Source organism: Acetobacter persici, from assembly GCF_018256955.1.
Lineage (GTDB): Bacteria > Pseudomonadota > Alphaproteobacteria > Acetobacterales > Acetobacteraceae > Acetobacter > Acetobacter persici.
This window is the reverse complement of record NZ_JAERKU010000002.1, coordinates 180,002-194,555: the sequence shown is the minus strand read 5'-3', so window position 1 is coordinate 194,555 and position 14,554 is coordinate 180,002. Positions and strand designations below refer to the sequence as shown.

17 protein-coding genes are annotated in these 14,554 nt (G+C 62.6%); 11 read left to right on the top strand and 6 right to left on the bottom strand.

The features are described 5' to 3' along the window. Positions 1-5: 5 nt before the first annotated feature. Genes JK199_RS03080 through gmk form a run of 3 tightly spaced genes read right to left on the bottom strand, consistent with a single transcriptional unit; the run spans position 6 to position 3,312 of the window. On the bottom strand, positions 6-1,226 hold the full coding sequence (locus tag JK199_RS03080; protein WP_212373817.1) for an AGE family epimerase/isomerase: 1,221 nt from the start codon (positions 1,224-1,226) through the stop codon (positions 6-8). Further along, the gene (rfaE1, locus tag JK199_RS03075; protein WP_212373815.1) at positions 1,223-2,656 is read right to left on the bottom strand and encodes a D-glycero-beta-D-manno-heptose-7-phosphate kinase; all 1,434 of its coding nucleotides are present in this window, start codon (positions 2,654-2,656) and stop codon (positions 1,223-1,225) included. The genes JK199_RS03080 and rfaE1 overlap by 4 nt, the downstream gene beginning before the upstream one ends. A 5-nt stretch (positions 2,657-2,661) precedes the next feature. Continuing rightward, positions 2,662-3,312 carry a guanylate kinase gene (gene gmk / locus JK199_RS03070; protein WP_086655720.1) on the bottom strand — a complete coding sequence of 217 codons (651 nt, stop codon included), beginning with the start codon at positions 3,310-3,312 and terminating at the stop codon, positions 2,662-2,664. 121 nt (positions 3,313-3,433) lie between these two features. On the opposite strand from gmk, the gene JK199_RS03065 reads away from it, so the two are divergent. Further along, positions 3,434-4,252: an SDR family NAD(P)-dependent oxidoreductase gene (locus JK199_RS03065; RefSeq protein ID WP_077930278.1), complete on the top strand. Its 819-nt coding sequence runs from the start codon at positions 3,434-3,436 to the stop codon at positions 4,250-4,252. Between the two features lie 105 nt (positions 4,253-4,357). After that, positions 4,358-5,710: a purine-cytosine permease family protein gene (locus JK199_RS03060; protein WP_244984859.1), complete on the top strand. Its 1,353-nt coding sequence runs from the start codon at positions 4,358-4,360 to the stop codon at positions 5,708-5,710. On the opposite strand, the gene rlmB is transcribed toward JK199_RS03060, so the two are convergent. Next, complete coding sequence (rlmB, locus tag JK199_RS03055) at positions 5,644-6,480, bottom strand: 23S rRNA (guanosine(2251)-2'-O)-methyltransferase RlmB (protein WP_212373813.1); 837 nt, start codon at positions 6,478-6,480, stop codon at positions 5,644-5,646. The two genes, JK199_RS03060 and rlmB, sit on opposite strands and share 67 nt — an antisense overlap. Positions 6,481-6,637: 157 nt before the next feature. Between rlmB and JK199_RS03050 the strand changes: the two genes are divergently transcribed. From JK199_RS03050 to lptB, 8 genes are all read left to right on the top strand, one after another. Further along, the gene (locus JK199_RS03050; RefSeq protein WP_212373811.1) at positions 6,638-7,144 is read left to right on the top strand and encodes a YaiI/YqxD family protein; all 507 of its coding nucleotides are present in this window, start codon (positions 6,638-6,640) and stop codon (positions 7,142-7,144) included. Positions 7,145-7,245: 101 nt separating this feature from the next. After that, positions 7,246-7,467, top strand: coding sequence for a hypothetical protein (locus tag JK199_RS03045; RefSeq protein ID WP_212373809.1), 222 nt, complete (start codon positions 7,246-7,248; stop codon positions 7,465-7,467). A 217-nt stretch (positions 7,468-7,684) separates the two neighbouring features. Beyond that, positions 7,685-8,248 carry a DedA family protein gene (locus JK199_RS03040; protein WP_244984858.1) on the top strand — a complete coding sequence of 188 codons (564 nt, stop codon included), beginning with the start codon at positions 7,685-7,687 and terminating at the stop codon, positions 8,246-8,248. 294 nt (positions 8,249-8,542) lie between these two features. After that, on the top strand, positions 8,543-9,202 hold the full coding sequence (locus JK199_RS03035; protein ID WP_212373805.1) for a ribonuclease D: 660 nt from the start codon (positions 8,543-8,545) through the stop codon (positions 9,200-9,202). A 27-nt stretch (positions 9,203-9,229) separates the two neighbouring features. Further along, positions 9,230-10,237, top strand: coding sequence for a KpsF/GutQ family sugar-phosphate isomerase (locus JK199_RS03030; RefSeq protein WP_212356142.1), 1,008 nt, complete (start codon positions 9,230-9,232; stop codon positions 10,235-10,237). After that, positions 10,234-10,968, top strand: coding sequence for an LPS export ABC transporter periplasmic protein LptC (lptC, locus tag JK199_RS03025; RefSeq protein ID WP_212373803.1), 735 nt, complete (start codon positions 10,234-10,236; stop codon positions 10,966-10,968). The genes JK199_RS03030 and lptC overlap by 4 nt, the downstream gene beginning before the upstream one ends. A gap of 2 nt (positions 10,969-10,970) precedes the next feature. Beyond that, a complete protein-coding gene (locus JK199_RS03020; RefSeq protein WP_212373801.1) occupies positions 10,971-12,071 on the top strand; it encodes an LptA/OstA family protein in 1,101 nt (366 codons plus the stop codon). Positions 12,072-12,074: 3 nt separating this feature from the next. Continuing rightward, positions 12,075-12,896 (top strand): LPS export ABC transporter ATP-binding protein, encoded by an 822-nt coding sequence (lptB, locus tag JK199_RS03015; protein WP_099050337.1) that lies wholly within the window; start codon positions 12,075-12,077, stop codon positions 12,894-12,896. A gap of 12 nt (positions 12,897-12,908) precedes the next feature. Here the strand turns inward: lptB and JK199_RS03010 are convergent, their stop codons facing one another. Next, positions 12,909-13,193, bottom strand: a complete 285-nt coding sequence (locus JK199_RS03010) for a hypothetical protein (protein WP_212373799.1) — start codon at positions 13,191-13,193, stop codon at positions 12,909-12,911. 324 nt (positions 13,194-13,517) lie between these two features. Between JK199_RS03010 and hpf the strand changes: the two genes are divergently transcribed. Further along, a complete protein-coding gene (gene hpf, locus JK199_RS03005; RefSeq protein ID WP_212373797.1) occupies positions 13,518-14,132 on the top strand; it encodes a ribosome hibernation-promoting factor, HPF/YfiA family in 615 nt (204 codons plus the stop codon). 156 nt (positions 14,133-14,288) lie between these two features. Here hpf and JK199_RS03000 read toward each other — a convergent pair whose 3' ends face one another. Continuing rightward, positions 14,289-14,519: a DUF1150 family protein gene (locus JK199_RS03000; protein WP_370684596.1), complete on the bottom strand. Its 231-nt coding sequence runs from the start codon at positions 14,517-14,519 to the stop codon at positions 14,289-14,291. Positions 14,520-14,554 lie beyond the last annotated feature (35 nt).

Here is a 14,554-nt window from a genome sequence, read left to right as displayed (position 1 = left end):
ATGCCTTACAGCTTTGGCAGAACGGGCTTTGTGGCCTGCTTTGCCGCCAGATCCAGTGCATCAAACGCGGTGATGATGTGGTAGAGGGAGCTGGTCGGGATTTTGGTTACAGCCGGTGCGCCCGCCGCATCCAGCTGGTCCACCCATGTGCCAACCGGGCAGCCGGTAAAATAATGGTCCAGCAGATTTTCCGCCAGCAGGACCGCAATCCCCCGGCTATCCAGCCTGTCACGGCTCAGGATACCGCGCAGGGCTTCCCCCTGCACCCACAGGCGGGAGCCACCGCGCAGAACAGACCCGTCGCGCGCCAGAACATCCCGAACCCGGCCCGTCTCCGGCTCAAGGCCAAAGCGGGTGGCAAAGCTGGCCAGCCGCAAGGCGGGCTCGGACGTCTCCACGCCCGTCAGGCGCTGATATTCCCCCAGTAGCCACACCCATTCAAAATGATGCCCCGGCTCCACCCACTGCCCGGCCTCACCCGGAACCGGCTGCCAGTCTTTTGTGAAAAACTCGCCCAGCGTACCCGTTACAGGGTCCAGAAAACGGGTGCGGAACAGCTCATATAACGTATGGGCCAGAGCCAGATCGGCCTCATGTTGCGTGGTACCATACAGAGCCAGTGCGGCTTCCAGCAGATGCATGTGGGGGTTCTGCTGCCGGGGGGCACCGTCATCGGGCAGCCAGTTCAGAAAGCCACCGTCCGGCGTGGCCATATGCTGGTGCACCCAGCCCAGAGTGTCCCGCGCCAGTTTTTCGGCACGGCCTGAACCTTCCAGCCGCCCGTACCAGGCCAGAGCAAACACAACAAACGCGATATCATACAGGTCCGCCGTGGCATCCTTCACCGCGCCTTCACGCGTTAAGGTGCGCGCCCAGCCCCCGTCCTCCCGGTGGGCATGCAGCAGGAACCGGAAAATGCCGTGCGCACGGGACACACCCTCTTCCCACCCCTGCAACGCAGCCCACGAGAACGCAAACAACTGCCGCGCCTGCACCCGCACCCGCTTGAACGGCGGCAAAGCGGGCTCACCCTCCAGCGTGAGATGTTCCTGCGCGCCCAGCAGAGCCAGCTCATGCGGGGTGCCGTCACACCCTGTTGTGGCCCAGAACGGCAGAGCTTTCTGGAACAGCCAGTCCGAAAACCGGTCCCGCACGGCAACCAGAGGCAGCGGTGCGCCGTCGGTCTGTGCATCTGTCAGAGGGTTGGGGGGCAATGTGCGACTCATGATTGCTGAATCCGTCCAATCGTAGCCGTTGTGGAGTGTCCGGCCGCCAGCGTGGCCAGCACAAGCTGGCCACCATTGCCTGTAACCAGATCAGCCCCCACAACCTGCTCCGGTTTATAGTCCGCGCCTTTAATCAGCACGTCCGGCATCAGGGTGCGGATCGTCTCCAGTGGAGTATCCTCATCAAAAGACACCACGGCGTCTACATACCGGATGGCGGCCATCACGCGGGCGCGGGATTCCAGCGTGTTGACAGGCCGGGCCGGGCCTTTCAGGCGGCTGACGCTGGCGTCCGTATTGAGGGCCACCACCAGCCGGTCACACGCGGCGCGGGCTTCCGCCAGCAGGCCAACGTGGCCGGGGTGAATGATATCAAAACACCCGTTGGTAAAGCCCACCTTCAGCCCCTGCGCCTGCCAGCGCTGCACCTGCGCGCAGGCGGCGGAGAGCGGAAGCAGATGCGGCATCTGGTCCGGGCCGGACTGTTCTTCCAGCTCGTGCAGCACTTCCTGAATATCCGCCGTGGCCGTGCCCAGCTTGCCCACCACAACACCGGCTGCGGCATTGGCCACGCGCATCGCCTGCTCGAACGTCATGCCGGCGCCCACACCCAGCGCCATGGTGGCAATCACGGTATCCCCCGCGCCGGACACATCAAACACTTCCCGCGCACGGGCGGGCACGGAGAGCACCGGGCCATCCCGCCGCACCAGCATCATGCCTTTTTCTGACCGTGTGGCGAGAATGGCCGCGGCCTCCGCATGCGCCATCACGGTGCGGGCCGCCAGTTCCGCCTGCTCTTCCGTCACGACCGGCAGGCCGGAGGCCAGCGCGAGTTCCTTCGCGTTGGGCGTGATGCAGGTCGCCCCGCGATACTGGGTGTAATCCGCCGTTTTGGGGTCCACAAATACCGGTATGCTCCGCGCACGGGCCATGGCGAACACATGCGTCAGCACGGCGGGGCTGCACACGCCCTTGCCGTAGTCAGACACCACAACGGCCTGAACCTGATCAATCTGTGCATCAATGGCGCGGCACAGAGCCTCGGCCTCTTCCGGCTGGAGCGGCACCCGGCTTTCTTCATCCGCACGCACGACCTGCTGATGCACGGCAATAAACCGGGTCTTGCAGATGGTCGGGCGCGCGGTGGTGCGGACGGTGGCATCCACCACCCGCTCCTGTTGGCTCAGCGCCTCCCGCAGCACTGCCCCGGCCTCATCCTGCCCGACAAGCCCGACCAGAATGGCACGCCCGCCCAGAGAGATAATGTTGTTGGCGACATTCCCTGCCCCGCCGGGCATTTCCCGCCGGGACTCCAGCAGCAGCACCGGCACAGGGGCCTCAGGAGAGATGCGCTCCATGGTGCCGTACAGAAACCGGTCCAGCATCACATCCCCCAGACAGAGGACAGAAACCGAGGAAAAATCCATGCCCGTCAGGCTCCGAATGTCTGAACAAACTCCGCCAGCCCGGTCTGCCGCCGCGTAAGCAGGCGTCCGGCCGTCAGCACCGCGCGGGCTTCAAAAATGGCGCGGTCCAGTTCCGTATTCACCACCACATGATCAAACTCGCGCCAATGGGAAATTTCATCCCGCGCAGCCGCCATACGCCGGGCAATTTCATCCGGGTGGTCAGAAGCACGGGAATTCAGGCGGCGCTCCAGTTCGGCCAGAGACGGCGGCAGCACAAACAGGCTCACCACGTCATCAGGCAGGGCGGCGCGAATCTGCTGGTGGCCCTGCCAGTCGATATCAAACACCATATCGTGTCCGGCGTTCAGCGCCTCTTCCACCGGGGCACGGGGGGTGCCGTAGCCCCTGCCAAACACCGTGGCCCATTCCAGCAGGTCTCCCTGCGCAGCCATCTCCTCAAACTGCTCCATGGTGCGGAAGTGGTAATGCACCCCCTCTTTCTCACCGGGGCGCGGCTGGCGTGTGGTGACGGAAACAGAGTGCCGCAGCCTGGGGTCAGACGCCCGCAGCGCGTTCGCAATGGTCGATTTTCCGGCCCCTGACGGCGCGGAAATAACAAAGCACACCCCCCGCCGCTTGATGGCCTTACCCTGATCAGACACTGCGTTCGACATCCCGGACTTTCCCACTCTTGACGTGTTTTCAACGCACACTCCACCCGGCGTCTCTGCCACAAGTGCCGTCGGGGTGCCATAATGGGGAGATCTTCTAACAGTCTCAGGTTAAGAGGGCGACATGAAACACGATACCGTTCTGATTACCGGCGCTTCCTCCGGACTGGGGCGCTCGCTGGCTCTGACACTGGCCCGCCCTGGCCGCAGACTTTTTCTGGGCGGCCGCAACAGCCAGCGGCTGACGGACACAGCCCGCCAGTGCATCTCCCGCGGGGCTGCGGCAGACATCCGGCTGTGTGACGTAACGGACCGGCTCGCCATGGAAGAATGGATTCACACGACCGGCCATCTGGACATGGTTCTGGCCTGCGCGGGCATTACCGGCGGCACCCGGCGCGCACCCGGCCCGGATGATGCGCCGTATGAGCCGGACGCCCAGATCCGCCGGATGATCACCACCAATGTGGAAGGGGTTCTGAACACGCTGCTGCCAGCCCTGCAGATCATGCGGCGCCAGCCGAGGGCGGCGGACGGCATGCGCGGGCGACTCTGCGCCATTTCATCTGTCGCAGGAGTTGTATCCTATCCCGGAACACCCTCATACAGTGCATCCAAGGCGGCGGTGGATCGCTTTATGGTTGCAACGGGCGGCAACATGAAGCAGGCGGGCATTCTGATGACATCCGTTGTCTGCGGCTTTCTCAACACGCCGATGGTGGCCCGCAACCGCTTCCCCATGCCGGGGCTGACGGATGTGGATCACGCAAGCCGCCGTATTCTGCGTGGACTCCGGCGTAATGAACGGCGCATTATCTTCCCACGCTGGCTGGTGGCCGGGTCCCGCTTTATGGACCTGCTGCCCATCCGTCTGGCGGAAGCCTATTACAACCACCAGCCCACCGGGGCCGCGGGCAGCATGCCGGAACCGGACCTGTCCTGACCGTCCAGCCTCTGCCGCCCGGCCCCGTTCCCGGCTTTTTGATCAGTCCCTTTCCATGCAGCCCTGCCTGCTTTTCAGGCCATCCCGCTTCAGGACCCGCCCGGCATGACCCAGCCCTCCACGCCCCCCCGCACGCCGTCCGGCCTGATGGAGGACCTTTCCGAAGCCTCCGTGCGGGAACCTGTCCCGGCAGCGCAGAAAACCATGGCGCTGGACAAGGTGTTCTGGAGCCATTTTTCCCCTAATCTGGGGCCGGGCGGCTGGGTGACGGGCGCGTTGCTCATTAGTCTGGGGCTGGACTTTAAAACCGGGGTGCTGGCAGTGCTGCTGGGCAATCTGATCGGCGCGCTGCCGGTGGCCCTTGCCGCCTCTATTGGCCCCGCCACCGGCCTGACACAGATGGAAGCCTCGCGCCGCGCGCTGGGGCGGCTGGGTGTGCGCCCTCCGGCCTTCCTGAACTGGATTTACTGCGTGGGGTGGGACGCCGTGAACAACGTGCCCGCCGCCACAGCCCTGATGGCGCTGCTCATGCTGGCAGGCGTGGCGCTGCCGTTCTGGCTGGCGCTGGCCGTTCTGGCCTCGGTGCAGATGGTGGCCTCCATTTACGGGCATCATGTGGTGCAGGCCGTGCAGAAATATCTGGGCGGGCTGTTGCTCATTACCTTTATTCTGATGGGCGTTGTGTTTGCCGTGCGCGGGTCTGCGCCTATTACCGCGCATCATCCCGTCAGCCTGTCCACCTTCCTGCTGGCCACGGGGATTCTGGTCAGCTTCAACCTCTCATGGGCGTCCTATTCCTCGGATTATACGCGCTATCTGCCTGCGGATACGGACCCGAAAAAGGTCGTCTGGCTGGCGCTGGCCGGATTGCTGAGTTCCGCCATCCCGTTCCAGATTCTGGGGCTGATCAGTGCCGGGAGCGTGGCGAACCCCTCCCCCACCGCCGTCATTGCCTCGCTCCAGCAGGCTATGGGGCCGCTGGGGGCTGTGGCGCTGGCCGCCATTGCGCTCTCTTCCATTACCGGCAATTCGTTTAACGATAATACGGCCAGTTACAGCCTGATTTCCGCAGGACTGCATGTACCGCGCGTGACCGCTGCCATCCTGACCGCTCTGCTGGGCTACGGGCTGGCTGTGGCCGGAGCGGGGCGCTATACAGCCCTTTATACGGATTATCTGCTGGTCACGATGTACTGGATTGCACCGTGGATCGGCATTGTGCTGGCCGACTGGTATTGCGGCACGCGCCAGCCCCGCCCGGTACCGCCGGGCTGGACGTACGGAGCCACGATTTTTGCCGTGACCTCGGTGCTGACCATCCTGCTGTTTTCAGAAAGCCAGCTTTATACCGGCCCCGTCGCCCGGTGGCTGAACGGGGCGGATATCGGCTCTTACGTGGGCTTTTTTGTTGCCGGGGGCTGGTATGTGCTGGGCATGCGTTCCCGCGCCAGTTCATAAAGCCCGACAGCCGCCGCAACGGACACGTTCAGGCTTTCCATCTCACCGGGCATATACAGCCCGGCAATCTCGTCACAGCTTTCGCGCGTCAGGCGGCGCAGGCCCTTGCCTTCCGCCCCCAGCACCAGTGCCACGCGGCGGCCTTTGAAGGACGGACCATCCAGCAGGCCGCCGCCCGCATCCAGCCCGACTGTCCAGCAGCCACCTTTCTGCAACGCCTCAATCGCCCGGGAAAGATTAACTTCCCGCACCATCGGCACCGTCTCCAGCGCGCCGGAAGCCGCCTTGGCCAGCACAGCGGTTTCTTCCGGGGCATTGCGGTCCTGCACCACAAGGCAGGCCGCGCCAAAGGCGGCGGCAGAACGCAGAATGGCACCCACATTGCGCGGGTCTGTCACCTGATCCAGCACCAGCACCGGGCCGGGGCGGGCCAGAGCTTCTTCCAGCGTCAGGTTCGGCAGCGCCTTAACCAGCGCAGCCACACCCTGATGCACGGCCTCTTCCCCCAGCAGATCATCCAGCCGGGCGCGCTGCACAATTTCCGGCTCAATGCGGATAACGGCCCCGGCCTCCTTCGCAGCCAGAAGGGCGGGATGTTCAGGCTCCGTGACCATCAGGCGCTGGAACACCCGGTTCGGGTTGGCCAGCGCGGCAGCCACGGCATGCGTGCCAAACAGCCAGCAGGTACCAGCGGGCGCGGCCCCCTCACGCCCAGCGGGAGAAGAACCGCGTGAGCGGCGGGGCGGACGGCCAGAACGGGGAGGACGCATGAAAAACCCTGAGCTATCTTGTTCAGCCCCCTCCCTACCGCAAACTGCCCCTGCCGGGCTATCCCCCTTTAAGCGGGACATTCGGGAACGCCGCGCCGTGCAGGCGGCGGCCCTGCGGCCTTGCCACCCGCTTGCAGCAGGGCATAGGCTTGCGCCCATGATACGTATTTTTATAGACGCCGATGCCTGCCCGGTGCGGGATGAAACCTATCAGGTGGCCGCACGCCACGGGCTGAAAACCTATGTCGTCTCCAACCGCCTGCTGGCGGCTCCGGCCTCCCCGCAGATTGAACGGGTTGTAGTGACGGACGGCATGGACGTGGCGGATGACTGGATTGCCGAACATGCTCAGGCACATGATATCGTCATCTCATCAGACATTCCGCTGGCCGCCCGCTGCGTGGCAAAAGGCGCGTGTGTGCTGAACCCCACCGGCCGCATTCTGGATGAAAACGCCATCGGCATGGCGCTGGCCATGCGCAATCTGATGGAAGACCTCCGCTCCACGGGCACCATGACGGGCGGCGGGAAAAGCTTTACCAAAAAAGACCGCTCCGCGTTTCTCTCCGCACTGGATACCGCCGTGGTGCGCGGCAAAAAACAGGCCGCAGGCGGTCTTCTCGCCGCACGGCTTGCAGCCCCGCCGGGTGGGCGGAGCGTCTGACTATCCGGCAAGTTACCTGAACAGAAAATTGAAAGTGCAGCCGTCATAGTCTGCTGATAAAACTGCCGAAGAACGGATGATTCGCAAGGGAGTTTTTCAAAATGCCAAACCGCCCGCTCCACTCTGGTGATGACGATCTTTACGACAACTCCGCTGAAGACGAAGCCTATGAACTCATGCTCCTTCAGCAGGAAGAAGATGAAGAAGAACGCCAGCGCGCGGAAGAAAGCGAAGACATTATTGAAGAAATGACAAATTACGCCGACCATTATCTCGGCGACAATCAGGATGATGAATTCCCTGATGAAGATCAGGATTACTAAACTCCTTCATCCCACGCCCTTCTGCGGGACGACCGAAGAACTGCCATGCCGCAGCCTGCCTTCTCCCCGGCAGAGGTTTGCGGCATGGTCCGCCTACCCTGCGCGGTTCTGTCGCACCCTCCTGCACAAGGACACCTGACCCCTGCTGCACCATCTGGACACGCTGCTTCAGCATTACGGCTACGGCATTGTTACCCTGATTGTCATGATGGAGAGCATGGGGGTGCCTGTTCCGGCTGAGGCCTGCATCATCACGGCCTCGCTCTATTGCCTCAAGACGCATCACCTCGCCATTGGCTGGGTGGCGGTTGCGGCTGTGGCCGGGGCGATTATTGGCGATAACATCGGCTACGTCATTGGCCGCAGGGTCGGGCTGCCCCTGCTGCAAAAATACGGCCCGCGCTTCGGGCTCAATGCCGACCGGCTGATTCTGGGGCAATATCTGTTCCATCACCACGGCAGCGCCATTGTCTTCTGTGGCCGGTTTATTTCCGTCGTGCGGGTGTTTGTGGCCGTGCTGGCCGGGGCCTGCCGTATGCACTGGCCGCGCTTCATGCTGTTCAATGCGCTGGGGGGCACCTGCTGGGCAGGCGGCTATGCGCTGGGCACTTATGCGCTGGGCCGCAAGATCTCCGAAGTTTCCGGCCCGGCCGGAATCATCATTGGCATTGCGGCGGTTGGTGGCATGATTGCCATGGGGCGTTTCCTGAAGAAAAACGAGGCACGGCTGACCCTGCTTGCCGTGCAGGAATCCCGGAACGGCACACTCCCGGCGTCCTGAAACGCATCCTGAAAACCCGGCCTATTTCTGCACCTACATCCTGCATCCCCGCACCCAAACACACGCCAGATACGCTTCTGGAACACTCAGAGCTCAGGCCAGCGGGCGGCTTGCCTTTGCCGTCCGGGATAAGAGCGACGCCGCCCTTACTCTCGTGCATGTTCCGGCTGGAGTACTCCCGCAGGACTTCACCATCAAATCGCCTGAAAGCTCTGGCAGAGTGTCCGGAATGGACATTCCTGCATCCCGGCTGTATCCGTCTGAGCCTGATCAACAACAAGGCAGGAGCGGGTCATGAACGCATCCCGGACCTCTTCCGAGGGAAGCATCACCCTTCATCATAACGACCTGCCCGACGGGCTGACCTTTACCGGGTCCGTTGCCGTGGATACGGAAACCATGGGCCTCAACCCCCATCGTGACCGGCTGTGCCTTGTGCAGCTTTCCGCCGGAGACGGCACGGCGCATCTGGTGCAGATCATCCCGGAATCCCTCGGCGGTAAAGGGTATGACTGCCCCAACCTCAAACGCCTGATGGCCGATCCTGCCGTCACCAAGATCATGCATTTCGCGCGGTTTGACGTCGCTATTCTCCAGCATGCGCTGGGCATTACCGTCAGCCCCGTGGTCTGCACCAAAATAGCCGCCCGTCTGGTCCGCACCTTTACGGACCGCCACGGTCTGGCCGCCCTGTGCCGGGACATTCTGGGAGTGGAACTGAGCAAGCAGCAGCAGACGTCCGACTGGGGGGCGACAAACCTCAAGCCGGAACAACTGGCCTATGCTGCGTCCGATGTGCTGTATCTGCATGCGCTGTGGGAAAAAATGGATGCGCTGCTGGTGCGTGAAGGCCGCCGGGATCTGGCGCAGGCCTGTTACGACTTCCTGCCCGCGCGTGCCCGGCTTGACCTTCTGGGGTATGAAGACCCCGATATTTTCTCCCACCGCGCCTGATCCCGACCGGACCGGAACCCGCCCCGCATGACAGACCGCACTCTACCGGCCTCTCCCGCCACTCTCGCGACCGAGGCCGCAGCCGTGATCCAGACGGAACGCACCGGGCTGGATGCGCTGGTCCACGCCTTGCAGGACCCGGACGGGCTGGGCGGCGCGTTTGCCCGCGCGGTGGAGATTCTGCTGAGCGTGTCCGGCCGCGTGGTGGTAACGGGCATTGGTAAATCCGGCCATGTGGCGCGGAAAATTCAGGCAACCCTTTCTTCCACCGGCACCTCCGCCCTGTTTGTGCATCCGGCAGAAGCCTCCCACGGGGATCTGGGCATGGTGCAGCCGGGGGATGCCGTTCTGGCCTTCTCCAACTCGGGCGAGACGACGGAACTGGGCGATATCGCAGCCCATACCCGCAAGGCAGGGCTGCCGCTGCTGGCGGTGACCAGCCGGGCAAACTCCACACTGGCCTCCGCGGCGGATGTAGCCCTGACGCTCCCTGCCATGCCGGAAGCCTGCCCGATGGGCCTCGCCCCGACCACAAGCACCCTGATGCAACTGGCGTTTGGGGATGCGCTGGCCGTGGTCCTGCTGCGCCAGCGCGGCTTTACCGCCAGCGATTTTGGCAATTTTCACCCCGGAGGCCGTCTGGGCAGCCGCCTGCGCACCGTGCAGGAGCTGATGCATAACGGCGCGGATATCCCGCTGGGGCAGGAAGACACCCCTATGCGGGACGTGATTATGGAAATGACGTGCAAAGCCCTAGGCTGCATTGGCATTCTGGACCATAATGGCCGTCTGGCGGGGCTGATCACGGATGGTGACCTGCGCCGTGCGCTGGACCTTGATCTGACAACCACGCTGGCAAAGGATGTCATGAACCGTCACCCTCTTACCATAGGGCCTGACATTTTTGCTGCTGATGCGCTGCGCATGATGAACGAACGTGACCGCCCCATTACCTCCCTGTTCATTCTGGACGCGGACCGCCGCCCGATGGGCGTTGTGCATGTGCATGACCTGCTGCGGGCGGGCGTGGGATGACCGACCCCGCTGACCGTCCCCCCCAGCGTGATGATTTTGCGCGCTCGCAGGAGAGCGTGCGCCAGCAGCGTGAGCGCATGGCGCCCTCAGCACCCCGCCGCCTGCCGCCGGACGCCGCGGAACTCGCCCGCAGGCGGTTGCTGCTGCGCTGGGCCAAATGGGTTCTGCCCGCCACGGCCCTGCTGCTGCTCAGCTCCATTGCGGTCTGGCCGGAAGTGGACCGGCTGATTAACGCCAACAAGGCGGCGCTGAAAGATCTCTCAAGGGTCAAGATTGAAAGCGGGAATCTGATCGGCGCGACCTACCGGGGTGTGGATGAACATAATCGACCTTTTATGGTGACGGCGGACAGCGCGCATCAGGCCAACCCGGAACGGATGGATCTGACAGACCCGGTGGCGGATATCCTCAGTCAGGGCGGAAGCTGGCTGCTGGTCCGATCGGAAAAAGGCGTCTACATGCAGCATGCACAGATTCTTGACCTCACCGGAGAAGTAACCCTGTATCGTGATGATGGCCTTATGATGCGCAGCCCTGTGGCGGATGTGAACATCCGTACGGGCATTATTGCATCCAACGCGTGGGTGCGGGCAGAAGGGCCGTTTGGCGTGCTTGATGCAAAAGGATATCTGGTGTCTCAGCATGAGGGCATTGCCCAGTTCCGCGGGCCGGGCCGACTGATCCTGAATGATGACCGCGGCAGCCATCCGGCTGATGGGAAGGCTTCCTGAACATGCGTCTGCTCCCTCCTTCCGCTAAGCTGGCTGTGGCTCCGGGCCTTATGGCCCTGCCAATGGTGGCGGCTCTGTTCTGCGGCACAGCCCATGCCCAGTCGATCGACCTTTCCCACGGCGGGCAGATTACCGTCACCGCAGCCGGTGGGTTTGACTGGGACCAGAACCAGAAAAAAGTCACTGCGTATGATCAGGCCAAGGCCGTGCGTGGCGATGTCACGGTCACGGCAGACAAGCTGATTGCCTATTACCGCAAGAAAACCACGCCGGATGGTGCCCCGGCCCCGGATGATGCCGCAGCAGGCACACCCGCCGGCCCCAACGCACCCGCCGCAGCCGCAGGCACCCCCGCCGCCCCAACCGGCCAGCCGCCTGCTCCGGCCAGCACACCGGCCCCGGCAGATACCAAGCCTGCGGACGGAAAACCGGCTGACAGCAAAGCAGGCGGTGGGGACCCGGATTCCTCCGGCGCGAATGAAATTTACCGGCTGGAAGCCGTCGGGCATGTGCATATCTACACCCAGACCGATCAGGGCTGGGGCGATAAGGCCGTGTATGACATGGATCAGGCCGTGCTGGTGATGACGGGCAATGCCCTGAAGCTCACCACCCCGCAGGATATTCTGACGGCGCGGGATTCCATGGAATATTACTCGCAGCAGCGTATTTCCATCGGGCGTGGCAACGCGACGGTCACCACCAATGATAACCGGCAGATCCGCGCGGATGTGCTGGTGGGCTACAGCGCCCCGCCAGACCAGTCCGCCCAGCCTGCGGACCAGAAGAAGGATGCGGGCCAGACCTCGTCCGACCCGCTGGCAAATGGTTCTGGCAAGCTGGAAAAGGTCAATGCGTTTGGCCATGTGTGGGTCCGCACCCAGACGGAAACCGTCACCGGGGATCGCGGCGTCTACGTGCCGGATACCGGCATTGCCCGTATTGTGGGGAATGTGCACATCACCCGCGGGCCAAACCAGATTCAAGGCGCTGCCGCCATCATCAACATGCATACAGGTCTGGCAACCATGACCGAGCGCCCCGGCAGCCGCGTAAGCGGGCTGGTTGTGCCGAACAATGGCGACGGATCGGACAGGAAATAACAGATGACGCAGGAGATCAGCTGGACCTCGGACGAAGCCGTGGACAATCAGATCATCGGGCCGGGGCCTGAACCGGCCGACCTGAACGCCCCCCATGCACCCGGGCAGGGCCTGTTTGCCAATGGCATTGGCAAATCCTACAAAAAGCGCGAGGTGGTGAAAAACGTCTCCATTGAAGTGCACCGGGGCGAGGCCGTGGGCCTACTCGGGCCGAACGGGGCCGGGAAGACCACCAGCTTCTACATGATTGTGGGCCTTGTGCAGCCGGATACCGGCTCCATCACGCTGGATGGCGCGGATATCACGCAGCTCCCCATGTACCGCCGTGCGCGGCTGGGCATTGGGTATCTGCCGCAGGAAGCCAGTATTTTCCGTGGGCTGAATGTTGAGCAGAACATTATGGCCGCGCTGGAAGTGGTGGAGCGTGACCCGGACCAGCGGGAAGTGATGCTGGACGGACTGCTGAGTGAATTTGGTATCTCGCATCTGCGCCGCTCTCCCTCCCTCGCTTTGTCAGGCGGTGAGCGGCGGCGTCTGGAAATTGCCCGCGCACTGGCCAGCCAGCCGCATTATATCCTGCTGGATGAACCGCTGGCCGGGATTGACCCCATTGCGGTGGGGGAAATCCGTGACCTTGTCTCGCACCTGAAAGACCGTGGCATTGGTGTGCTGATTACCGACCATAACGTGCGTGAGACGCTGGAAGTGATCGACCGCGCCTACATCATGCACAGCGGGCAGGTGCTGATGCAGGGCATACCGGAAGAAATTGTTGCGAACGAGGATGTGCGCCGCGTGTATCTGGGCGAAAGCTTCTCGCTGTAAGGCGCGGTCTCCTTACTGCCGCCCTTTAATTACTAACTGTGGCAGCGCAATTTCGGGCATCGGAGGCGCTGGCTCCAGTTCCGGCACCGGGGCCGGAGGGGCCGCAAGACCGGCACGGGTCTTCTGCCTGACCACCTCCACCGGAATCACCACCCGTTCCATCGGCGGCTTGTAATGCGTCATGTACCACATGATGCTGCCATAGGCGGCCAGCAGCGCCAGCAGGATCATTACCTTGACCCGCCACTTGCGGCGCATCTTTGGCATGTTGACGGGCGGGCTGGATCTTAAAAGCATGGCATCCTGTCTGGCTTGCAACTCTGTTCTGTGTTGTATGCGCCAGCTTTCCGCCTCAGCAACCCCGAAGCGTGCGGTTTTTTGAGAAACGGGCCGAAATCCTCGCGCCGTAACGCTGCATGCCCCTTCGGGTTCCTGCATTAAAACTGTCATAAAACCGTAGACAGACGCGGCCCGGACATGCCCAAATACGTTCAGGCACGCGGGCATAGGCTCCGTGTCTGACGAGTCAAACCGCCTGCGCCTGAGAGAGGGCTGCATCTGTTACGGCTCCGCGCTCAGGCAAAGACGGTCCTGCTTTTAACCAGCAAGGAACGACATCCGATGCATATTCATGTTTCCGGTAAACAGATTGCTCTGTCCGATGCGCTCAAGCACCGGGTCAATGCTCACCTGGGCGGCCTTGCAGAACGATACTTTGACAAGGCGCTGGAAGCCAATGTGACTTTCAGCAAAGCCCGGTCCTTCTTCACCTGTGATATCAACGTGCATGCGGGCCGTGGCCTGACCCTGCGCGGTGAGGGCGAAGCCGCTGACGCCAACGCCGCGTTTGATGATGCCGCCGAACATATTGCCAAACGCCTTCGCCGCTACCATCGCCGCGTGACAACCCACGCCCGCACCAGCAAGGCGGATGTCACGCAGGAAACCGGTCGCTCCTATGTGCTGCAATCCGCCCCGCCCGCCACAAAAGCCCGGCAGGACAGGCCGGACCACGGCACGGACCATGAGGCTCAGGCAGAAGCCGAGACCTATGCCGCGATTATTGCGGAACACACCACGGATATCCCGAGCCTGAGCGTGAGTGAGGCCGTCATGCGGCTTGACCTTGCCGCATGCAGCATTCTGCTTTTCCGCAACCGGAAGAACCAGCAGATCAATCTGGTCTACCGGCGTGATGACGGGAATATCGGGTGGGTGGATACGGGGCCGTCCTGAAGGACGCCTTGAGCACCTACCGCCCAAAAAAAGGCCCTGCCACACAGCGGATTTTTCATCCGTCCCGTGGCAGGGTTTTTTAATGGGCCAGAGTTTTTAATGGGTCAGAAAATGACAAAGACCGGCGACTGGAAAGATCAATGAATGGAAGGCCTGTTACTGGAGGCTGGCTGGCACCATATCGTGCTGGAGGATAACCCCCCACGCGGTTTCCAGATCTTCCACAACGGCCAGCGGGGAGCCGTCAGCAGCGTGAATGGCGCAGCCTTCCTCGCCATCTTCCGTCAGGGCCGGGCGCACGTAGGCGACATTGGCAACCCCCAGAGACCGAAACTGTTTTTCGGAAAGCTGATGGACATCCAACGGTTTATCCGACTCATCGGGCATAAGAACAACACGTCCGTTACGGGTCGTGACTCTCA